Origin of the sequence: Pseudodesulfovibrio profundus, from assembly GCF_900217235.1 — a bacterium.
In the GTDB taxonomy this organism is placed as follows: Bacteria; Desulfobacterota; Desulfovibrionia; order Desulfovibrionales; family Desulfovibrionaceae; genus Pseudodesulfovibrio; species Pseudodesulfovibrio profundus.
In genome coordinates this window covers 465,675-486,684 of sequence record NZ_LT907975.1, presented here as the reverse complement: position 1 = coordinate 486,684, position 21,010 = coordinate 465,675, and the positions used below count along the sequence as shown (strand labels likewise).

The following is a 21,010-nucleotide window of genomic DNA, read 5'->3' as shown; positions in this document are numbered from 1 at the left end:
GCCGAACCCGGCTCGATGCCGGTTACTTACCGGAGCGGGGTGGAAAGCGTCGGAGGATGCCTCCAGACAAAGTGTTGCCACTTCCGAAAAACTGGTAACGTTTTGTCTGGCTCAGATGAAGACCGGATTGGTGAGGACCGGCTTGAGCGAAACCACCTCTTCGCCGACCGGGTCGAGGTTGCCTTCTTCCCGGATCAGCATGGCACAGCGGACCGCGTCGATGATGTGGTCGTTCCCCTTGGAATAGATGATCTTGCCGTCCCGCAGGGTGTAGGTGTGGGTGGTGAACTGGTCTTCCACTTCCAGGTCGTCCGAGGGGAAAATGACCTGCTTGCGCTGCAGGGCTCCGTTGATGAGGCTGGTCATCAGCTCCTTGGTCCGCTTCTTGATTTCCTTACCGTCCCGCACCGCCAGCCGGGTCATACCACCGAAGTCGTATCCTTTGAGCCTGCCTTCCAACTCAAGCCCCTTGTACTTGTCCAGGGTGAGCAGCTCCTGGACCACCGATAGGCCGTTGCCGCCGTTGTCCACGCCGATGCCCGCCGGGGTGTAGTACCGCTCCAGCAGCGCGATGATCTGGGCGATGTGCGGATAGGAAACGTGTTCGAGATGCACACGCAGGATCATCTTCAGCAGCGTCCGCTCGCCGATCTCCATCTCCTGGAATACGACGATCTCGGTGGGATCGTTGGTGTAGCCCAGGTCGCCGCCAACCCAGAACTGTCCGCTGCGGGGCGTGAGGTTGAGCAGCATCTCCAGACGGTCATGGGCCGCTTCCTCGGTGTCGCAGTCGCGCATTTCGGAATCGGTGATGACGATCTTCTGGTACTCCAGCAGTTCCTGCCGACAGAGGTTGAACTGCTCGACATTGAAGGCCCCATAGGAGGGCTTGCCGTGTTCACCGGCCACCTCGTGCTGCCAACCGGAACTGTCGCGGCCGCCGTAGAACTCCAGCAGTTCGGCCTCGCGATCCTCGGTCCACAAAGGGTTGAGCCAGGACGGCCAGCGGAACACATGGAACTGCTCCGATGAGGTGAGCCGGTAATAGGTGGTGTCGCGCAGGCCGTTGGGCGTTGAGTAGATGCGTAGCGTCCCCCCGGCCTTGAGGCACTGGCGCAGCGCCTTCCAGGCCCGTTCGGTCAGCCAGGCTCCTTCATCAACCCAGATACGACCAACATGCAGGGACCGGAAGGCGTCACCATAGGCCCCGGCCGGGCGGAAATAGAGCACCGAACCGTTGGTGAACTCCAGCCGGAAATAGGGTTTGCGGTGGATCTTTGGCTTGCCGTACTTGGTCAGAGCGATGCTGTTCATCAGATCCGGGTTGCTGTCGAGCTGGAACTCGATCTCCTCGATGATGGTGTCGAGGTGCCCCTGGTGCGGAGCCGCGATGAGGCCCTGACCGCCCCGGGTGGTGAAAGCGTAATGGAGCGCGTCGGTCGAGAGCACGATGGACTTACCCACGTCCCGTCCGTCGAGGTGGATGATGTTCTTGGCCGGGCAGCGCAGGTCCTCCACCTGATGCGGCCAGTAGTCGCGGCCTGAGCCATCCCGGTTGTAGAGGTAGGCTTGCCCCCACAACACGGGATCGCTCAGGGTCGCCGCAAGTTTGCGCTCCTTGTCGGTTACCGCCATCAGTGCATTCCCGTCCTCAAGGCGCTGCCGAGGATGGTGCCCACCAGTTCCGTCAGGATCTGCTGCACGGCCAGGGTGTTCTTCCGGTCGTGGACAGCCTCCTGAATGTCGATGATGGCCTGGTCCAACTCCGCCCAGGCCCGGTACTGCTGCTGAGCCGCTTCCAAACGGCCGAGAGCGTTCTCGATCCGTCCCGCCGCCAGTTCGGTGCCGATTTCAACCAGGGCCTCACCGGCCTGGCGGACGGCATCGCTGTTTTCTTGAAGGATCTCTTTCATTGGCCCGCCTCCTGGTTCGAGCCATTGGCCCACTGGTCAAGGGCGTCCACGGCAGTCTGCAGGCGCAGACCGACTCCGGTCAGGCGCTCGGCGTCCGGGTGGCCGATCTCGCGCAGGGCCTTATTGGCCTCGGTCACGTACTCGGGCGTGTGGCGGTTGACGGTGGCCACCGCCGACTGGATCTGGGCCGGAGGCCGGTAGGTGGCGCAGCCGGTCATGATCCCGGCCAGGGCCAGCGGGATGGTCCATTCGATGGTCTTCTTCAACATGTTGATCTCCTTTGGGTTATGGGTTTGGGGTACATGCAGAAAGATCTCTGCAAACACTTGATTTCCAACGAAATAGAAGCGTCATTGGATGTGACGCGGGATGGTCCCGCATCCACGAAAACCGGAACCGGAGGCAGGCCATGACCTACGACAGAAACCGCCAGCAGGCACTCAAGGCGTACCGAGAAAAGCAGGAGAACATCGCCCGGCTGATCGAGGGCATTCGCGGCAAGCTCGAAGCGGACGCGAAGCAGCCGGACATCACCTGGGCGAGCGTCGGCTCCCTCGGCCACGTCGAAGAACTGCTGCGGGAGCTGGACGAGTTCCTGTCCTGAACACACCGGGCCACCGACAAAGGAGACATCGACATGACCGAATGCACCGTGCATCAAGCCGCCGAGGCTTTCATCGGCCACCTGCGGGAATCCGGAAAGAAAGAGCGGACCCTCTACACCTACCGGAAGGACCTCGACGTGGTTGAGTCCTTCTTCGGCGCGGATCGCCAGCTCGTCGAGATCCGGCTTCCCCAGGTCGGCAAGTTCTACAAGTCCGACCTGCTGCTCAAACTCCCCGACGGCAAGGAGCGGGCTGAACGCACCGTCACCAAGACCGTCCGTGTGTTCCGCATGATGATGGTCTGGGCTAGGGAATCTGGGCGCATCGAGGAGCTGCCGCTGCCCAAGAGCACACCCATGGGCCACAGCCGGGTGAAGGAGTCCAGCGATGAGCAACCGAACGGCTGACCTCGACCTGACGGCCGCGACAGAGGCGTTCTGTGCCCGCCTGTCGGCCGAAGGACGCTCCCCTGCGACCATAACCGCATACCGCCGGGACCTCGCCCTGGTGGCCCGCGTGGCCGGGGAGCTGGCCCCGGGCATCGTCTGCCGGGAGGTTACGGCCGGGCTCCTCGACCAGGTGTTCTCCGCCGGGGCGGTCATCGAGAGTGAGCGAGGCCAACGCTCGGCGGCTTCGCTCCATCGGATGAAGGCTGCGGTGCGGGCCTTTTTCGCCTGGGCCGCCGAGGCGGGCGTGGTCGATGACAATCCGGCCCGGTCCATCCGCATGCATCGGCTGCCGAGAAAGCTGCCGGTCTTCCTGACTGCCGCCGAAAAGAAACGTCTGCTCAAGGAGCTCAAGGGACGGCCCGACTTCTCCGCGCTGCGCGACCGCGCCATGATCGAGGTGCTGCTGGGCACCGGGATCAGGCTTGGTGAGCTGGCCGCGCTCGACATGGATGACATCGACCTCGACGCCAAGCATCTGCGGGTGCGGGCCAAGGGGAATGTGCCGCAGGTCAAGTTCATCAAGACCGACCTCCGCACATTGCTTCGCCGTTACCTGGCCGAGCGACGTCGACATGGCCGCCCGGAAATGGAAGCCCTGTTCCTGTCGAACCGGGACGGCAGACTCTGCCAGCGGCAGATTGCCAACCGGCTCGCCCATTGGCTGCGGAAAGCCGGGATCGAAAAGGACCTGACGCCGCACGGGCTGCGGCACACCTTCGCCACCCACCTCTACGGCGCGACCAACGACCTGCTCGTGGTGCAGCGGGCCTTGGGGCATCGCGACGTGTCCACCACCCAGATCTATACCCACCTCGTGGACGGTCAGCTCGAGGAAGCCCTCGAACGCCTCTGATCCTTCCGGACCCGACGATGGGGGCGGCCTCGGCTGCTCCTGTTTTCGTTGGCCGAGACAGTGTCGAAGACAGTGAATGACAGTGCCCGCAGAAGAACACATCCGCCGATGATGAATGATCATGACGGAGGGTCTCTTCCTCCCGGGCGGAGCGGGAAATATCGATTGACCGGAATTTCTCCTTCTCTGTCTGTCCGCCGCACATGGCTATAACTGCTTGGCTTGTGCGCTCCGGGCGCGGAACACACATGGCAATATCTGCTTGGCATATGCGAGGGCCGCTGCCGAAGGAATGGCTGTTTGCGGGGCTTGGCCGGTTCTGCCTGGGGCTCGACATGCCCATATTTACTTGGGTTGTGTGAGAGAGCCCCGGCGTGAACATGCCAATATCTACTTGGGTTATGCGGCTCGGCTTATGCGCACACATGCCAAGCGGATATCGAGAGCTGCAGGAAGAAATCGAGGAGTGGGAATGATGATCGGCCGCCGGAGAATGCCGATTCCGAAAGTGCAAGGAACACGTCTTATCCGCAATTCCTGCTGAAGTCGTCTGCTGCAAGTCGCCGTGTGTCGGGGTCATCGGAAAAGCCCTCCATGGTGTTATCCGCAATTCTTTCCGCGTTTCTTGCGGCCGGAGGGTTTCGCGCCCTGAGCGTTGGCGGCCTCAGCCACCTTCTCGAGCAGAGCCGCCGCCCATTCCGCCGGAGAGGTCTGCGGACCTTTCGGCTCCTCACCCTCACGGGCGATCTTGGTGGTCTTGAGATCCTTCATGTGGCAGCGGATCATCCGGTCGAGCTTCTCGGCAGCGTCGGTGTTCCCCTCGATCTGGGCGCGGACCAGCTTCACCGAGTAGACGCCCACCAGCTCCACCTGCAGGAAGTCGCTGGACTTGTTGAACTCGAAGTCCTGATTGAGGCGGTCGATGATCGCGTCGAACATGACCTTCTCTTCCGGTGTCAGGCAGCGGTCGGCAAAGATGCCGTGACGCAGCCGGTTCTGGTTGCCCTCGGGCGCACCAGGCCCGCGCCGGGGCGGTTCGGTCTTGCCCTCGTTGCGGTGCCAGCGGTCCAGCGTCTCTTTGTCCGGTTTGTTCAGTGCCACGTGGAAATCCTGCCGAATATTGTTTTCCCAAGCCGGGATGCGGGGCGGGAGGCCGATTTAGCCTCCAAACGCGCTCCCGCCGGTTCAGGGGTTACTTACCGGAAGCGACGGCCAACTGTCGGTCCCGATCCTGTTTTCGTTCGGCGGCGATGATCTGATTGACCCGGCGGGTGGTCACTCCGGCGAGGTTGGAGATCTCCTGGCTGCTGATCCCCTGCAGGTGAAGGGCAAGCACCAGATCGCGGCGCTCCTGGTAAAACCGGCTCGGTGCCGGGACCCAGAGAATCCCGGTGTAGTGCTTCTGGATCTGCTCGAAGAGCTCCTCTGGCAGGACATCCTTGGCGTTGGCGTAGCTTTTCTTTTTCTTCACGGCTCAATCCTCCACTTTCTTCATCCACGGCTGCGGCACGTCCGGGTTGTAGAACCGCAGCGTGCTGGGACGCCCGGACTTCGGCCCGTGGATAATTTCGATAGAACGTTCGGTGACGTCGCCAATCTCCTGATCGCCATCGACGAAGCAGACCAGGCCGTAGTCCTCGCCGCAGGGAAACCGAAACCGGCCCTGGTTCTGATAGAGGCGTGCCTCGGACCAGCCCTTGGCCATGGCCTCCTCACGGATGGCGTCGACCTTGGCGACAGCCTGGGAAGTCACCGGCTGCTTACATTTCCAAGCTTGGTTGCCGGGATAAATCCAGTCCTTTCTGGGAACTTCGACGGGTTTCTTCTGGGACTCGGGACGAAGCGCGGGTGGCTGGTAGTTCTTTGAGGAAAAGGACTGCAGGACCTCCTGCAGGCGTTCCTTGCCGAACTCCCGGATGGCTAGCTCCTGCAGGGCGTTGAATCGCTGCCGCAGCGTATTCCAGGCATCCTCGGGGAGCTTTCCGGCCTTGTGCGCGGCTTGGGCGGTGACCATGCGGGAACGTAGCCAGGCAAAGTATTCAGGCGACAGACGGCGACACAGCGTGCCGTCGATCTCCCTGTCTTCAGGCCAATCGCGGGCGTCCTCGATGTCGTGGATGTCGAGCCCGGTGGAGACATAGATGGCGGGCTGCGGTGGTTGCGGTGGTAATGATGGGGTTTCACATCCTGCCGAGGCTTCCTGCCCACCGGCGGTGTGCTTGATCATGGTTTTCAGAAGGCTCATGGCTTCACGCTCCAGAAATACGGGTTAATTGCTTTTCCCGTTACTTACCGGAGCCCAAAGCCAGATGACGGCGGACTGATGCCTTCGCTTGTAATCGTTTTTTGAGCGAGAGGCCGTTTTGTAACTGTTTTTTGAGGTCTCTAAACGTTTTTCGAGAAACCGGCAGGTTCTGCGGTGGATATATGCGGTGGCTGCGGTGGTCGTGCGGTGGAAGATTTTCTCGTCCCACCGCAGGGGGTGGTGCGTTGTTTATTTATTGTTTATCGATAGTTATGAAGAAAGAGAAGATAGAGTGCGGTGGTTGCGGTGGTATTTGGGGAATGTCTCTCACGCTTGGCCGGAATTTCTCTGGCGAGGAATGCCGGATCGGTGGATCAAAAAAATATTTCAGCCCATAGGGGGTGAGACCTCTGGATTTACCACCGCAACCACCGCAAAGGCCATGAAAGCCTTGTCTGGCAATGTTTTGGCGTGCGGTGGTCATCCACCGCAAAGGACAGCGGTGTTCACCGCACCACCGCAAAAGAAAAGGACGCCCGAGAGCGTCCTGGATGATTTTCCAAGCCACCACGGTGGCGACTCGGAGCGTTTCAGATTGACAGTTGACCCGTTTTCGGACTATATTTAGTCATGTAAAGGAGGATGGATATGAAGCTATCAAGCCAAATCAAACCGATTAGTTACCTGAAAGCCCATGCCGCAGAAATCGTGCGCAACATGTCAGGGCAAGGTGAACCCCTGGTCATCACTCAGAATGGCGAAGCCAAGGTCGTGATGCAGGACATCGAAAGCTATGAGCAAACCCAGGAGACCATGGCCCTTCTGAAGATCCTGGCGCTAGGCTCGCGTCAGATCGAGGAAGGCAAAGTCCAGCCCGCCGGTGATGTCATCCAGCGGCTTCGCGACCGGAGCAAGAGTCGCTGATGACCTTCCAGTTATTTCTGACCGACGATGCGTCACGGGATTTGGAGGAGTTGTACGACTACATTGCATCCCACGATGCGCCGGGAAAAGCGGATTACGTTCTCGATCAAATAGAGAAGGCCTTTTCGAGCCTCTCCGAGAATCCGGAGCGAGGAGCCTATCCAAAAGAACTGCTGGCCATCGGGCTTCGCGAGTACCGTGAGATATTTTTCAAACCCTACCGCATCATCTATCGAGTCATGGCCGAAAATGTTTATGTCATGGTGATTGCCGACGGCCGCCGTGATATGCAGACGTTGCTGCAACGTCGTCTATTACAGGCATAACTCTCCAGTTCTCCTTCATTTTCCCCTGTTCGCGCTGATCCAATACTCGAAATTCTTGGTGTGGGCATTGCGCTGCCGGTCGATGTCGAACCCGGCGTCCCGGATGACGTCCAGGTCGTTGCTGATGCGCCGACCGAGCTGGGCGGGCTTCTTGTATTCGAACTCGAGGTTGAATTCCCGGCCGACCCTGCGCAGCGCCGCGAGCAGCCGTCCCGCTGACACTGGCTCCATGGTGTTCTCGTTCTCGAACCTCACCTGGTAGCGTTCGATGAACCCCACTACGTGGTTTGCCCGGTCGTCCTCGCCGTAGCGGGCCTTCTCGTCCAGCTCCACCGCGTTTCGGTAGGCATGGAAGAGCGATGCCAGCGCCGTTGCGATGGGGTTCGACTCCCGCGCCATCTCCTGGCTGGTGTCGTTGATGGAATGGATCTGCTCGATGAACAGCGGGCTCAGATCCTCGAGTCCGGTGGTCACCTCGTGTTCCTCGGACCCGGCCAGCATCATCAGGTACATCAGGCTCAGATAGTCGTTGCACCGGCGTTTGCCATGGGTCGGCATGGTCCGGTGCAGCAGGCGCATGACCTGCTTCTGGGCTCCGTCCCGTATCATCGCCAGCACATGGCTTGTCCGCTTCATGATGGCCGAGATGATCAGATCCCGGTTCTGCTGGATGGCGGAGATGACCTCCGATTCCAGAAAGCAGTCGCTGGCCTGGTTGGCGAGGTCGAAGTTGATGACGAAGGACCTCGACAGGATCTCCGAAAGCTCCCCGCACAGCGGCTCGATGCCGGTGGTGTTCAGCAGGCACTTGGTCCGCTCGGTGATGGTCTCGCTGTCGGTGCCGCTCTTGCGTTTCTCCTTGGCGATGCCGGTGATGCTGGTCAGCATGAAGGTGGTCAGATCCTCGGTCATCTGCTTGACCTCGATGTTGTCGAGGACGATGAGCGGGTTCTGCGAGCCATCGGTATAGTTTGCCGCGTCGGTGGCCTTCTTGTGCTGAGGCTCGCCGAAAAGCAGCGTCGACGTGATCTTGCTGGCGGTGGTCTTGCCCGATCCAGCCGAGCCCTCGAAACGGGTCATGGGCCGCGTCCCGGCGAAGTCGATCAGCAGGAAACAGGAGAGCCAGGAAAGGATGAGAAAGCGATCCCCCTGCGGACAGGTCATGTTACCCACCAGCAGGTCGACCAGGAGCCGGTCCGCCTCTTCGAGGTCGGCGTCGGGCAGGAATTTCAGCGGCTTCATCTTCCGCGAGCCGTCCAGGATGATGCCGTCCTCGTTGCCGCCGTTCTTCATGATCTGAATCTCGTCCGGGGTGATCTTGGCGATCTCGTGCTCCGGATTGTTCAGATTGAAATAGACGGTGTAGGAAGCCACATCGGTGTGCAGCCAGGAAAAATGGTCGCGCACCTGGCCACGGATCATCGCCAGGCTGGGCAGTACCTCGAAAAAGGTCCGTCCGCCGTTGGAGGTCGGCACCATGCCCGTGTGCTTGTAGAGCATGGCCGCGTAATGGCGTTTGCGGCCCCGGTCCGGTGAATCCATCCAGTAGATGGCGTTGTCGAAATACATGAACGGTTCGCCCTGCAGGGTATGAAAGAACTGGGCACCGTTGGAGGTGAACCAGTCGTAGGCGGCCTCGGCGGCCAGGGTGTAATCAGGTGCTCCGTTATCCAGCTCCGTGTCGATCAGCACCTCGTCGACCCGGGCGCGGCACGATCCGGGCATCGCGCCGGACATCCGCTTGGCCTTTTTCTTTTCGTTGCGGAACTCGACCTTGCGGTCCTTCTGGATGGCGCGGATTTGCTCTTTCAGGGTAGCCATCGAGACGCCACCACCGATGCGCTCCTGCACCAGCTTCAGCAGGCGGGCCTGTTCCAGCGGCGACTGCTCGGAAATCTCCCCCAGGATCGGTTCGAGCAGACGGTTGCGTTCCTCCTCTTCAGCGCCCTCGGGTAGCGAGCGCACGCCGAACTCGATGGGCGTGCTGGCTTCGGCGAGCAGGCGTTCGAAATCCTCCCGGGTATGCCCGGCGGCAATGTAATCGTTGACGTCGATCTTGGCGGTGGCGAGAAGCGCCTCGGCTGACTGGATTTCTTCGGCTGGACGTCCCGCCAGCAGCTTGGCCAGTTCCTTCGGCCCCACGCTCGCCGTCAGGCCGAAGCGTTCGGCCAGCTCCTGCCGGGCCGAGAGCTGTGTCTCCGACAAGGGCAGCGTCACCAGGCGAGTGTCGATCTTGTGTTCGGCCAGGGTGCGGGCGGTTTGCAGCGCCCCCTTGAGACCGGCCTGGGAGAGCTCGTTGTCCTGGCAGATGTAGACGGTTTCGACGCCGCGCAGCTTGGGGATCAGGCGCTCCCAATCGGCTGCCCGGATGCGGACGGTGACCGGCGATACAGTTGGCAGGCCCAGTTGCATCAGCGCCAGGCAATCGGTCACCCCCTCGGTGATGATCACCTTGCCGGGCCGGGCCAGCAGACAGTCCTCGTTGAACAGCAGCGCGTTGTTGATGAAGTCTGCGACGTAGGGCCGCTGGTGCTCGTCATGAACCGGCAGTTTCTTGTATTTCCCTTGCTCCCAGCCCACGTCCGGGGTCCACGGCGTCTTGCGGCCGATCATGAACACTACCCGGCCACGGCTCCAGTAGGGAAAGACGATGCGGCGCTCGAAAAATGGCGTCAGGCCGTCCTGGCTGGTGGGACGGAAAGCGCCGGTCGCGGCGAGCTCCCGCTTGGAAAAACCGTCCTCACCCCCGGTCAGTTGGGCGACCGCGCCGGACGCGTTGTCCGCGTAGCCGATCAGGAGATCGTCGATGGTCTCCTCGCTCAGGGCGTATTTGGATTTCAGCCAGTCGAGGACCTCCGGCGACTCTTTGAGTCTGGCGTGGTAAAGCCTGGCCAGCGAGGTCAGCGCGTCCTTGACCCGCAGTTCGAAGGCACGGTCGGCCTCCGTCTGGGCGAGACGCTCCTGGCTGAGGCCATAGCGCGACAGCGGCGGCAAGCCCGCCTTCTTGGCGAGATAGTCCCGGGCCTGACGGTGGCTGTCCGGCATCGGACCGGATTGCCCGGCGGTGACCGAGCCCGTCTGAATGAACTCCACGAGCTGCAGCACATCACCGCCGACTCCGCAGCCGAAGCAGTACCAGCCCTGCTTATCGAGCATCACGTGCAGCGACAGGCGCGACTGGCTCTGATGGTTGGGGCAGTCGCACATCAAGCGCTGGCCGGTCTCCTGGGTGATCCGTCCCGGCAGGAGTTCCCGGACCACGTCACCGATGTCCATCTCGGTGACGAGCCGGTAATACTCCCTGACGTTATCCGTTCCGCCCATACTCATTCGGCCTCCGCGACACGGGCGAAATCGGCATCCGCGTGCTGGGCGGCGTCCAGAAACAGGGGCAGAAAGGTCCGGCGGTCATCCTCCTGGCAACGCTTGGCGCAGTTCTGGATGCCCCAATGGTCACCCAGGACAATGGCGGTGCGCCGGGCACGAGTCACCCCGGTGTAGAGCAGATTGCGGTGGTGCATGAAGGAATGCGCCTTGTGAACCACCACCACGGCGCAGGGGAATTCGGAACCCTGGGTTTTGTGGATGGTGAGCGCATAGGCGAGCTGCAGGTCCTGCAGGTCGGGCGAACCCTTTGCCAGCTCCACCGGCATGCCGTCGAAGTCGATGACCAGGGTGCCGTTTGCGAGGACATCGACCACATAGCCGATGGCACCATTCATCACGTTCAGGTCGTAGTTGTTCCGGGTCTGGATCACCTTGTCGTGCTTGAGAAACGGGGCGCGGCGGCCCATGGCGACCGGCGGCACCTCGGTGTTCCAGAGTTTGCGCTGGATGAGCCGCTGCAGTTCCTCGTTCAATTCCTTGGTGCCGAGCGGCCCCTTGTGGGTCGGCGTCAGCACCTGCACGTCCTTTATGATGTCGAAACCCAGGGCATCGAGCCGCTCCTGAAACAACTCCAGCAGGAACGAGCGTGCCGCCATCGGGTCGGTGAACTGATCCACCAGATACCAATCCCGGCATCCGCCCACCGACGCCTCGCTGGTCTTGCGCACCTCGCCCTTGAGAACGGAGGTGCAGTTCTCCTTGAGGACGCCAGCCTGGCGCACGACCTTGTCGAGGATGACCGTGGGGATGACGCGTGTCTGGATCAGATCGCGCAGGATGTTCCCTGGTCCCACCGGCGGAAGCTGGTTGTGGTCTCCGACCAGCAGCACCGTGGTCCGCGACAGGTCGACCGCCTCGAACAGGTGCCAGGCCAGCGGCACGTCGACCATCGAAAACTCGTCGACCACCAGGACGTCGGCATCGATGGGGTTCTCCTTGCTGCGCGAGAAGCCCTTGCCGTCATAACCGAGCAGGCGGTGGATGGTGGTGCCGCTGCGACCGCTGACTTCCTCCAGGCGCTTGGCCGCCTTACCGGTCGGCGCGGCGAGCACGACCTCCAGATCGCTCTCCTCGCAGATGGTGTTGATGACCGAAATGGTGTAGCTCTTGCCCGAACCGGCTCCCCCCGAGATCAGACAGATGCTGTGCGTGAGGGCCGAGCGGACTGCGTCGAGCTGCTTCTCGTTCAGCGTTGCCGCGCAGCGTCGAATCAGGGCGTCGAGTTTCTTGACGGAATGGAAATGAGGGTTGGGCGTTTCGGCCTGGCCGAACAGCGAAGCCAGCTCCCGCTCCATGCGGACGATCTCCGGCAGAGCGACGACGAAGCGCCCGCCGTGCGAATCACAGGCAAGCGCGTGTTCGTCGATAAGTGCATCAAGGGCGCTCTCGACACGGACCCGGCTGTCCAGGGCATCCATAACCAGCAGCAGATTGGCCTGGTCGACCAGATCCTCGTATTCGTTCCAACAGTGGCCATTGTCCAGGGCTTCCCGAACACAGAAATTCAACCCGGCCCGGATACGGGGAGTGTGGTCCTTTGGGGTGCCCAGCTTACGGGCGATCTTGTCGACCTTCTTGAAGCCGAATCCCCGGATCTCCCGAATGAGGATGTAAGGGTCTTCCTTCAGGACATCGAGGCAGTTGCCGCCGAGTTTTTCAACGAGGGTGGTGACCTGATGGTGGGTCAAGCCAAAGGCCGATAGCCAGGCCATGACGGTGTTGACGCTGCGGTTTTTCAGCCATTCGTCACGAAGACGATGCGCAGAATCCTTGGGCAGGCGGGCTGCGAGCGTGATGCGCTCAGGGTCCTTCAGGAGGGTCTCTTCAAATGCATCGCCGAACGTCTCAACGATCAACCTGGCCTTGGCCGGACCAATGCCTTTGATCTCCGGATGGTTGGCCAGATAGTGGACCAAACCCTCCGGATCGAGCTCAAGGTCGTGCTCCATACCATCAACCTTGAACTGGCGGCCGTACTTGGGATGGGTGGACCACGTCCCGAGCAGAACCACAGGCTGATTCTCTCGGGCGAACAGGTTGCCCGCGAACTGAACCTCTTCCCCGGTTGGGGTGATTAGACGGCCAGCGGAAAACTTCGGTCCGGCATAGTAGACGCGCTCTATTCTTCCCCGGAGTCGCGCCGGGGTACTCTCATTTCTTTTTGGCATTTCGCGATCCTCCGGTGAAAACGTGTCAAAAACTCCTCGACAAAACGGCAGGCGGCCTGCCGATCCGAGCAGAAGTAGACGGGAACACCGAAGTCGACGACGATGGAGGCGACCGTTCCGATCAGCGCATGCGGGTGGGCATCGCTGCGGTATCGGCCATCGACCAGATCGCGGAAATTGCACTCGACAACCACACAGGCAGCCTCGAAGGCGGAGAGCTTTTGCAGCTCGCGGTGGAACCGCTTGCGCCCACGGATGACGGTGGAAACGAAATCCGTCATGGATTTGCGCTCCACCGCCACCCGGTCTTCAAGACCGACCAGTGAGTAGTCACCGGCTGGCAGCGCCTTACGGACCGCCGAAACCTTGTCGGCATCGAAGCTGTAGGGCTCCTGTTCGCGGGTATCGATGACAACGGTGATCCGGTCCATCATCAGAACGGAACCATGTCGTCCATGGCCGCGCCGGGAGCCCCGACATCGTCGGCAAGAACAATGCGACGGTTGAGGTAGATGTTTTCGTTTTCACCGCGAGTGCGCTTGGTCACCTCCAGTTTGACGTTGAGAAGCTGTTCGAGTTGGCCGGGAAGATCGGAGAGCCGTTGAAGCTGCAGCCCGCAGGTGAAAAGGTCCTGCTTGAGCCACTTGATGTTTTCATTGCTGGCCATGACGTTATTGCGCCACAGCAGGCGTCCCTTGTGGCTCGGCGCGAGAATGCGCAGCGTCCATTTGAGCATGGGGTTGCCCGAGGTCTGGGCGCGGGTCAGTTCGACCCGGTCGACATTGACCTGGTACTTGCCGTCGGGAACGGCCTCGAACTCACGTTCCTCGACTTCAGCAGTTTCGAAGGCGTCATCGAACTGCGCCAGGTCGAGGTTGCTGTTGGATTGGTTTTCGTACTGTTCCATGGTCGGATCTCCTTACTGTTGAGGTTTCGCCGCCGCACTCGCGGTCGGCTCCGGCTTCGACCGTGCGGCACTCGCCGCAGCTACGGTTGCCGTGCTGTTGAACGCTTTTATGAAGCTCATAAAATCAAGGGGGATGACTTCGGGGAGTCGGCCGGTGCGGTCACCGGCGTCGTAGTTGGGACTGGGCTTGGTGCGCATCACGCGCTGCCAGACCGGCTTGCCGTCCTCGCCGGTTTTCATGTCCAGGTCGCAGAACAGAATCAGGTCCACCAGCCCGGTAACCAGCTTCCGCGCCTTTTCCGGCAGCGTCGGCACGATGCGGGTGTGTTTGCCGGTCCGGGTCTCGATGTCCCGTTCCTGGGAGTGGGAGATCAGGATCAACCCATAGGGCAGGAAGGCGAGCTTGTTGATGACGCGCTGGAACTCGTTGTTGATCAGCGCGTAGCCCTTGCCGTAGCCCAGGTCGGATTCGTGCTCGATCTTGAATTTCTTGCAGACGTAGTCCGAGCACATCTTGTAGGCGTTATCCACCGTGTCGACGACGATGGTCTTGAACTCGTGCTTGCCCTCGGCGATTTCGGCGCAGGCCTGCAGAAGGTCGTCCCAGCAGGTGATCGGGGTCTGGAACACCTCCAGGGCGTTCAGACCCGGCTCGGTCGCCAGGAACAGTGCGTCATTGGCCTTGGAGCACCAGGTGCTCTTGCCGATCTTGCTCGGGCCGTACACCAGGGCGGTGAGGTCCGAGAGCGTGTGTTTGGGTTTGCTTTTGGTCTTGGGAAGCATGGCTTCGTCTCCTTATGGTTGGGATTTCAAAACACCGGAGCGGCGTCTTCACCGGCTCCGTCCCGCAGCTCTTCGTGCGGGGCGATCCGTTGGAAATGGTTTTCGATGACGTTGGGGTTGCCGCCCGAGCGGCAGAGCTGGAAGTAGGCGCAGGGTCTTCCGTACTGGAAGCAGTAGCTGGTGTTGCGGTAGAAGGTGTCGCGCCGACGGGCGTCGAGCATGGCCTTGGAGAGTTCCCACAGCTCCGCCCGCAGTTCCTCGAACTGGTCTCGGGAGATGTAGAGCACCTCGCGATGAAACATGCCCGGCTCGAGGTACTTCTCCTGGAGTCGTTGCTGGAAGGTTTCGTCGTCCTCCGGCAGCTTGCGCTTGGCGCTGCTCTTGCCGGTTTTCGACTTGGCGATCAGTTCGTCTCGGCGGGCTTCGTATTCAGCTTCGGTTTCACCCTTGCCCTGGCGCAGCCGGGCTTTGACCAGGACGTTGTAGATGATGCCGCTGACCGTGATGCCGAGGGTCTGCTCCAGGTACCAGGCGTAGAGGATGATCTGGAAATCGGTCCACAGCCGCTCCAGGTAACTGGCATCGATCTGCGAGGCGGTTTTGTGTTCCAGCAGGAAATACTGGCCATCCTGACGGACGATGCCGTCCACCTTCCCGGCGAGAATGAAACTGCGCGAGGTCGCGCCGGTCGCCGGGTTGACGATGGGACCTTCGAAGGTCTTTTCGAGCGCGACGACCTCGAAGTCTTCAGCCGGGTAGTGTTCCGCATAGGCGCTCATCATGGCTCGGGCGAGATGCCAGTCGGCCTGTTGATGATCGTCCTGCGCCCGGTTCGGATAGGTCCGGTCGATGTGGTCGAGGACCTTGGCCAGATCCCGCTCGCCGTGCCAGCACTCCAGGCAATCGTGAATGACCGAGCCGAAGGCCAGATTGGGGTCGCGCTCGAGCGGCACCAGCTCATCGATGTAGCGCCATTTGCAGGCCATGCGGCAGTTGCGGAACAGCCGCCACATGGAATAGGTGGTGGTCATCAGCTCGCTCATACCGCCACCCCCGCTTCGGTGGGCGCTGCGCGATGCTTGGAGGCACAGGCGCAACCCGACGGCTGGGTTCGTTCGATCAGGACCGAGCGTTCGCCGTATTCCTTGGTGGCGAAGCCGGTGAAAATGCGGGCGAGGTCGCTGCCGACATCGGTGGAGGCGTCGATCACGCAAGTGCGTCGGGCCTTGTCCAGATTGAACCGGCTCTCCATCCGCACACGGGAACGGCCATGCAGGCTTTCGACGGCCAGCATCGCCAACATGAAAGTGTCTTCCAGTTCCTGGGCCGGGACCGACTCGTCAAAACGGTACTTGTAGGTGTCGTGAGTCATGGTTGAACTCCTCTTTTGTTCAGGTTCTGGTTTCCGAGGCCCCGGATGGCCGCACCATGCGGCACGGTGCTTACTTACCGGAGCCGGGGCTGATGCGTCGGAGATCACAGGTAGTCCTCAAGTCCGGCCTCGCGGAACGCGTCACGGAGTTTGCTCAGCCTGTCGTAGAGGGTGGTGCGGGGAACGCCCATCTCCCGGGCGATTTCTGCCATGGTGTCGTCGCGCAGGCGTTCGCACAGATCCCGTAGCTCATCCGGCAATGAGGCAATCGCCCGGTCGAGATCCATGCGGATTTCATTGGCGACCCGTTCCCGGGTCATCCTTGGGTGGCTTCCCAGAGAGCCCTCGCTGTCCAGGAAGTCGATCCGCTCGTTGGTATCGCCTTCGCCGTTGTCGAGGGGTTCGTTGAGTGAGGTTTGGCAGAGTCGCCAGTCCCGGCATTGAGCGAACCGGGCCTCCAGAATGGTGGAGATGTGACGTTCGACGATCCGGGCCATGAAGGTGGTCTTCTTGGCCTTGGCGGGATTGAAATGCCGCATCCGCTGCAGCAGATCGATCATCAGTTCCTGTTCGAGGTCGGGTCTGTCGTCCTCGGTGAATCCGGCCTTGCCTACGAGTTGACGTGCTTTGTGCCGAATGAGGTCGGCGGCATACTTGTCGATGCCGTCGTAAGAATTCTGTGAAACCATCGGGGCCTCCTCGGAGCGAGGAGGAGGTCCGCGTGGGTGTCGGCACGGGCCAGATCACAGGACAAAGCTGTCGCGTGGGCGAAGGGGTCGTAGGTACGCCGCCAATTGCCGTATTCGGCTCGGCGACACCCACAACAGCCTCCGCCATGCGTCCAGCTTGTTGTCCAGTGTCTAAGGGTTCAGGTCGTTACGTGTTCAGGCTGCCCGTTCCTCGATGCGCATCAGAAACGGGAGACCGTGCTTGATCTCGAGCAGGCAGACTTTTCCGCTGCCCATCTGCGCGAGGTGCTCCAGCAGCGCCACGACCTCTTGCTTGAGGATGAAGTCATCTTGGTCGCGCTCGGGCCGGGGACCGCTTTGTCCGCCCAGCTTGATCTCGCGCTCGATGACCGTGTCAGGGGTGAGTTCCGGCTCGCCGTCGCGGACCGGAATGTTGGTGATGCGGCCGAAGTTGATGTCCTGCATCAGCTCGATGAGTCGCCGCTTCGGTGGGGTGAGGTGTGCTTTGTTGATTTGTGCCACTGCCAGTCTCCTTGTTCGGAAGTTCTGGCACGCCCGGTGGCCAATCCTGTGCTGACCAATAAAAAACGCCGGATCGCGCCTTCATTGGGGAAGGCGCTACATCCGGCGTCGCAATGGCTACATTTGGCGTAGCGGAAATTTTTTTTAGTTTTTTCTTCCTGGGTGGTCCCGGGTCATTCGTTGACTATCGGGCGGACCTCCCAAACGATCTCCTCTTCGGTCCGGTAGACCGGTTCGTTGCCGCACTTGATGGACTCCTTCAAGTGGGCAGCCAGCGGCTTATCGTACTTCTCCAGATACTTGATAGCCCGGTTCACGGCGTTCCGGAAGGCGTCGCGGATGTTCTTCCGTTTGTCGTTGGATTTCCGGAGTTTTCCACCCAGACCAACCGCCTCGTTGATTGCGGCTGTGATCTGGGTCATTTCGTCCTCAAGCCGCTGGATTTCGGCATCGTTGTTTTCTGCCCGGGCTTCTTCAATCTCTCGGAGAAGCTCGTGAGCCGTCTCCCGGTATTGCTCGACGGCCTTGCGGTCGGCAACGAAGCCGGTATCACCCAACGGAACCCCCTGGGTGACCTGAAAACCTTCGTCGGTTTCATTGGAGTTCAGGACCGCGTTGCAGCTATCGATGGCAAACCCGCAGACGATCTCGTAGACCGAGGTTTCCTTGTTGGGCCTCGCCAGGAGGAAGTTGATGTACTCGGCTCCTTTGTCGACACCCGTCACGAGCACCTCGGCGTTGCCGTTAAAGCGTGCGGCCCAGACACCCCCGCGCTTCCTGAAATAGTTGTCCGGCTGCTTCTGCTCGACCGGAATGGCGGGGACTGAGATCACCGATCCCGATTCATAGACCGTCCGAAGCAAGCAGTCTCCCGGCAAGGTGCGCTGGCGGATGGCCGTGATGTTGCGGCCGACCATGGTGTCCATCGCATCGCAGACCTCCTTGGCGTGGCGCTTGTAAAGGTCATAGACCTTCTGGGCCACGCTTCCGGGGTTCCCATTCAGGTAGCGGAAGACCCGACTCACCTCGCTGAATCGAGCGATAAACTGGGTGATGTCATCCTGATCACGGACCTGGTTGGCACGTTCCAGGTACGCGGCCGCCATGATCTTGTCCTCGTCCTTGCTTCGGCTTTGGGTGAAGATGTCGGCTTTGTACGCATCGACAGGGTCATACTGATCGGCCTTGGCTGCGATCACGGCAAAGCGCCGGTCGATGCACTGCGAGCAGGTGCCGCAGTGGGTATGGTGATTGGTCATCTCCCAGGTGTGCGTGCAGGTGGTCGATGCCGCGATCATCTCCTGGCATCCGGCTTTGGTGATGACCCCGACGACGTCAGCCTTGGTTTTCCAGATGTAGGGATTTTCAATGGTGAATGGTTCGCCAGCCACCATACTGATGATTTCCTGGAAGCCTCGGATTACCCTGGGATGGGTGGTGCGCGTTGCTCGGCCGCCGACGACCTGGGCGCAGACCGGCAGATTCAGACTGATGACGCCGTTCTCGTAGAATCGGACGCTCTTCAGGTTGATCATTTTTGCGATGGTCGCCCCGATGGACACATAGAGGAAGGAGCGGCTCCGCTGGGTGTACTCGTAGTTCAGCCCCTTGTTCTTGTTGACGCGAACTCCGATGTGAAGGGGAGCGTTTTCACCGGCCTTGTCGGCGATCATCTTTTCCAGGCGGCGGTGGCGCTTGTTGAGCTTCGGGGTTGACTTGTGGGTCACCAGAACGACCCGGTGCTTTTCGTTCAACACCTCGTCGATAGCTCCGGCCAGCGAATCCAGCCCGCCTGAAAACATCACCACCTGCTCCGGATAACCGAGAAGACGCCCGTCATCGTTGAAGTCCAGATAGCCCTGGAATGCCTGAGCCTCTGTCAGCTTGGTGAATTCGAAGTGATAGCTGTCATCAGACAAGAACCCAAGCGTCGAGCACAGGGCCTGCTGAATCTCCTCACCATTCCAGAAATCCGGGTTCCGAACCGGAATGATGAAATGCAGATTTCTCCGCCAACCATGACCAAAGGAATCAACGTCATCGGCCCCACGGGGAATAGCCTGGTCGGCGCTGTACACGTAGGTGGCAATTTCGAGCAGATCCTGGAAGGAATCCGGCACGTCCTTGCTCATCTTTTTGTGGATGTCTTCGATGCGCAGGGTGATCTTGTCCGGCCCATCCTTGCCCCACAACCGCAGGCGCAAATCCCGATCCGGGTTTTCCTCGATTCCGCTGGTCGGTGCGTTTCCGCAGATGATGTAACGCTTATCTTGCATCGGCTCGCGCTCCTTCTTTCAATTCGTCCTTCATTTTCTTCAGCGCATAGGAGGCGAAGCCGTTGGACGACTCCCGGGAGATATCACCGCCTTCTTCGTATTTGTGCTTGGAAAACCAATCCGCCGAAAACTGTTCGACGATCAGGGATGCTTCTTTGCAGTGCGTGGTCAGGGCTTTCTCGAATTGTCCCATTTCATTCATGGTGGCAAAGCGCTGGCCTTCGCCCAGATGGGTCGCCAGCGTTTTTGACAGGAAATAGTTCATGCTCTCGTTGGTCAGCTTGGCGAAGAACGTGCGGGACAACTCGCCGAACTCCCGTTTTTTCCCGAGCGACGCCAATGCGGCCTGAACGTCGCTGGCGTCTGGCGTAAACAAGGAGGGCAACTTGGGAGAGATGTGTTCGACCAATGCTCCAACCAAGGCCCGCTGCGACATCTCACCCAAGTCAGAGCGGCTACCGTTGGACTCGAGCTTCCGATCCATTGCCTCTGCAACAGCGGCGGCAACGTCGGGCAATGAGGTGTCCTGTGGCAGATTGATGCCAACCGACTGCAGGTGATCGTTGAAGTTGTCCTTCTTGGCAGCAATGGCAAGCTGGGTCATCAGCCATACCGCCTCAGTAAACCCCTCATCGCTGAGCACAAATGAGAAGGCCTTGTCAGCAGCCCGTATTGTGGCGTTTGCGATCTGGGACACGTCGGCACCGGCCGTGATCAGGCCGACCACCTCTTTCCATGCCCTCGATCTTGGAAGGCTCCCAAGTCTGACGTGCCCCATGTCGATCTCCTTATTTGTCGCGACCCGGCATCGTTATTCGGGCCTCCTGATGACGACGATGCTCCGGGCCTTACGAGCTTCTTTCTTCAGATAGCCTTTCCGAACCAGTTGAGCGATCTGCTCGTGGGCGCTCGCGTGGCTGATACCGAGGACTTCCGACAATTCTTTCACCGTTGGCGGCAACCCCTTTTCATCGATGATTTGGCAAATGACCCTCAGCGTCCTGGCCTGCGGGTCGGTTATTTCCGATAGCTTTTTCTTTCCCATGGCGATTGCTCCGTGTCATGGCCACTGAGCGGATTAAGCCCAATTTATGACCAAGAAATATACGACCTGATGAATATCAGGTCAATCAAAAACAGGACTTTTCATCTGATTCCGACATCTTGCTCGTCCTTCCGGTAGGTAACGAACGCAAGTCCGGTTAAAGCCGGGCACAACCAGATAACCGACCAGAGGCGGAGCTGAGGCGGTTGTGGGTGCCATCGAACGCGCATCCCGACCGCCACCGTTTTCTGGCATCCACACCATCCAGTCCCCCGGTCCCACCGGAGGTGTTCGATGTTGGATGTACAGGAAATGAATGATGTGCCGGGGACGGAAGGTCTCGGCGAAAACGGCAATCCCGGCCGCCTGTCGGGTGAGGCGAGACTCCAGTCAGCCGCCTCCATTCTGGCCACTGCGATCCTGCGCCGAAAGGCCAAAAAAGCATGTGTAGGCAGTGAGTTAGAGATTTTCGAAGATTCTTCCCCTGTGCTCGGAGAAGGACTTGATTCATTGCCGGAACAGAGCATTCATTCATGACAACTCGTC

At 60.3% G+C, this 21,010-nt stretch carries 24 protein-coding genes; 6 read left to right on the top strand and 18 right to left on the bottom strand.

Features of this window, described 5'->3' with window-relative positions; translation table 11 throughout:
• Positions 1-111: 111 nt before the first annotated feature.
• Genes DPRO_RS02405 through DPRO_RS02395 form a run of 3 tightly spaced genes read right to left on the bottom strand, consistent with a single transcriptional unit; the run spans position 112 to position 2,182 of the window.
• The gene (locus DPRO_RS02405; protein ID WP_097010638.1) at positions 112-1,635 is read right to left on the bottom strand and encodes a terminase large subunit domain-containing protein; all 1,524 of its coding nucleotides are present in this window, start codon (positions 1,633-1,635) and stop codon (positions 112-114) included.
• Positions 1,635-1,913 carry a hypothetical protein gene (locus DPRO_RS02400; protein ID WP_011366961.1) on the bottom strand — a complete coding sequence of 93 codons (279 nt, stop codon included), beginning with the start codon at positions 1,911-1,913 and terminating at the stop codon, positions 1,635-1,637. Before DPRO_RS02400 ends, DPRO_RS02405 begins: the two co-directional genes overlap by 1 nt.
• On the bottom strand, positions 1,910-2,182 hold the full coding sequence (locus tag DPRO_RS02395) for a hypothetical protein (protein WP_097010637.1): 273 nt from the start codon (positions 2,180-2,182) through the stop codon (positions 1,910-1,912). The genes DPRO_RS02400 and DPRO_RS02395 overlap by 4 nt, the downstream gene beginning before the upstream one ends.
• A gap of 140 nt (positions 2,183-2,322) precedes the next feature.
• Here DPRO_RS02395 and DPRO_RS02390 point away from each other — a divergent pair, with 140 nt between their 5' ends.
• The 3 genes from DPRO_RS02390 to DPRO_RS02380 are packed head-to-tail and all read left to right on the top strand — an operon-like array spanning position 2,323 to position 3,820.
• Positions 2,323-2,517: a hypothetical protein gene (locus tag DPRO_RS02390; RefSeq protein ID WP_011366959.1), complete on the top strand. Its 195-nt coding sequence runs from the start codon at positions 2,323-2,325 to the stop codon at positions 2,515-2,517.
• Positions 2,518-2,550: 33 nt separating this feature from the next.
• Positions 2,551-2,925 carry a hypothetical protein gene (locus DPRO_RS02385; RefSeq protein WP_097010636.1) on the top strand — a complete coding sequence of 125 codons (375 nt, stop codon included), beginning with the start codon at positions 2,551-2,553 and terminating at the stop codon, positions 2,923-2,925.
• Positions 2,906-3,820, top strand: a complete 915-nt coding sequence (locus DPRO_RS02380; protein WP_097010635.1) for a tyrosine-type recombinase/integrase — start codon at positions 2,906-2,908, stop codon at positions 3,818-3,820. Before DPRO_RS02385 ends, DPRO_RS02380 begins: the two co-directional genes overlap by 20 nt.
• A 600-nt stretch (positions 3,821-4,420) precedes the next feature.
• Here DPRO_RS02380 and DPRO_RS02375 read toward each other — a convergent pair.
• The 3 genes from DPRO_RS02375 to DPRO_RS02365 form a co-directional block, all read right to left on the bottom strand.
• Positions 4,421-4,921, bottom strand: coding sequence for a hypothetical protein (locus DPRO_RS02375; RefSeq protein WP_022992986.1), 501 nt, complete (start codon positions 4,919-4,921; stop codon positions 4,421-4,423).
• Between the two features lie 91 nt (positions 4,922-5,012).
• Positions 5,013-5,291: a hypothetical protein gene (locus DPRO_RS02370; protein ID WP_097010634.1), complete on the bottom strand. Its 279-nt coding sequence runs from the start codon at positions 5,289-5,291 to the stop codon at positions 5,013-5,015.
• Between the two features lie 3 nt (positions 5,292-5,294).
• Entirely contained in the window at positions 5,295-6,065 is a 771-nt protein-coding gene (locus DPRO_RS02365) for a hypothetical protein (RefSeq protein ID WP_097010633.1), read from the bottom strand.
• Positions 6,066-6,713: 648 nt separating this feature from the next.
• Between DPRO_RS02365 and DPRO_RS02355 the strand changes: the two genes are divergently transcribed.
• Positions 6,714-6,989, top strand: coding sequence for a type II toxin-antitoxin system Phd/YefM family antitoxin (locus DPRO_RS02355; RefSeq protein WP_020886703.1), 276 nt, complete (start codon positions 6,714-6,716; stop codon positions 6,987-6,989).
• The gene (locus DPRO_RS02350; protein WP_097010631.1) at positions 6,989-7,315 is read left to right on the top strand and encodes a type II toxin-antitoxin system RelE/ParE family toxin; all 327 of its coding nucleotides are present in this window, start codon (positions 6,989-6,991) and stop codon (positions 7,313-7,315) included. The genes DPRO_RS02355 and DPRO_RS02350 overlap by 1 nt, the downstream gene beginning before the upstream one ends.
• A gap of 15 nt (positions 7,316-7,330) precedes the next feature.
• Here DPRO_RS02350 and DPRO_RS02345 read toward each other — a convergent pair whose 3' ends face one another.
• The 12 genes from DPRO_RS02345 to DPRO_RS02290 form a co-directional block, all read right to left on the bottom strand.
• Positions 7,331-10,639 (bottom strand): CHC2 zinc finger domain-containing protein, encoded by a 3,309-nt coding sequence (locus tag DPRO_RS02345; protein WP_232005680.1) that lies wholly within the window; start codon positions 10,637-10,639, stop codon positions 7,331-7,333.
• A 2-nt stretch (positions 10,640-10,641) separates the two neighbouring features.
• Positions 10,642-12,870 carry an SF1B family DNA helicase RecD2 gene (gene recD2, locus DPRO_RS02340; RefSeq protein ID WP_097010629.1) on the bottom strand — a complete coding sequence of 743 codons (2,229 nt, stop codon included), beginning with the start codon at positions 12,868-12,870 and terminating at the stop codon, positions 10,642-10,644.
• Positions 12,822-13,304 carry an ERCC4 domain-containing protein gene (locus tag DPRO_RS02335; protein WP_097010628.1) on the bottom strand — a complete coding sequence of 161 codons (483 nt, stop codon included), beginning with the start codon at positions 13,302-13,304 and terminating at the stop codon, positions 12,822-12,824. Before DPRO_RS02335 ends, recD2 begins: the two co-directional genes overlap by 49 nt.
• On the bottom strand, positions 13,304-13,777 hold the full coding sequence (locus DPRO_RS02330) for a DUF669 domain-containing protein (protein ID WP_097010627.1): 474 nt from the start codon (positions 13,775-13,777) through the stop codon (positions 13,304-13,306). Before DPRO_RS02330 ends, DPRO_RS02335 begins: the two co-directional genes overlap by 1 nt.
• Positions 13,778-13,789: 12 nt before the next feature.
• Positions 13,790-14,560 carry an ATP-binding protein gene (locus DPRO_RS02325; protein WP_097010626.1) on the bottom strand — a complete coding sequence of 257 codons (771 nt, stop codon included), beginning with the start codon at positions 14,558-14,560 and terminating at the stop codon, positions 13,790-13,792.
• A gap of 26 nt (positions 14,561-14,586) precedes the next feature.
• The gene (locus DPRO_RS02320) at positions 14,587-15,603 is read right to left on the bottom strand and encodes a PD-(D/E)XK nuclease family protein (protein WP_097010625.1); all 1,017 of its coding nucleotides are present in this window, start codon (positions 15,601-15,603) and stop codon (positions 14,587-14,589) included.
• Positions 15,600-15,932 (bottom strand): hypothetical protein, encoded by a 333-nt coding sequence (locus tag DPRO_RS02315; RefSeq protein ID WP_097010624.1) that lies wholly within the window; start codon positions 15,930-15,932, stop codon positions 15,600-15,602. The genes DPRO_RS02320 and DPRO_RS02315 overlap by 4 nt, the downstream gene beginning before the upstream one ends.
• Before the next feature lie 104 nt (positions 15,933-16,036).
• The gene (locus tag DPRO_RS02310; RefSeq protein ID WP_097010623.1) at positions 16,037-16,621 is read right to left on the bottom strand and encodes a sigma-70 family RNA polymerase sigma factor; all 585 of its coding nucleotides are present in this window, start codon (positions 16,619-16,621) and stop codon (positions 16,037-16,039) included.
• Positions 16,622-16,816: 195 nt separating this feature from the next.
• Positions 16,817-17,143: a hypothetical protein gene (locus DPRO_RS02305; RefSeq protein WP_029895093.1), complete on the bottom strand. Its 327-nt coding sequence runs from the start codon at positions 17,141-17,143 to the stop codon at positions 16,817-16,819.
• Positions 17,144-17,316: 173 nt separating this feature from the next.
• Positions 17,317-19,419: a 7-cyano-7-deazaguanine synthase gene (locus DPRO_RS02300; protein WP_097010622.1), complete on the bottom strand. Its 2,103-nt coding sequence runs from the start codon at positions 19,417-19,419 to the stop codon at positions 17,317-17,319.
• Positions 19,409-20,197: a hypothetical protein gene (locus DPRO_RS02295; protein WP_097010621.1), complete on the bottom strand. Its 789-nt coding sequence runs from the start codon at positions 20,195-20,197 to the stop codon at positions 19,409-19,411. The genes DPRO_RS02300 and DPRO_RS02295 overlap by 11 nt, the downstream gene beginning before the upstream one ends.
• Before the next feature lie 33 nt (positions 20,198-20,230).
• On the bottom strand, positions 20,231-20,464 hold the full coding sequence (locus tag DPRO_RS02290) for a LexA family protein (RefSeq protein WP_022992976.1): 234 nt from the start codon (positions 20,462-20,464) through the stop codon (positions 20,231-20,233).
• Between the two features lie 294 nt (positions 20,465-20,758).
• On the opposite strand from DPRO_RS02290, the gene DPRO_RS02285 reads away from it, so the two are divergent.
• On the top strand, positions 20,759-21,001 hold the full coding sequence (locus DPRO_RS02285) for a hypothetical protein (RefSeq protein ID WP_097010620.1): 243 nt from the start codon (positions 20,759-20,761) through the stop codon (positions 20,999-21,001).
• Positions 21,002-21,010: the final 9 nt, after the last annotated feature.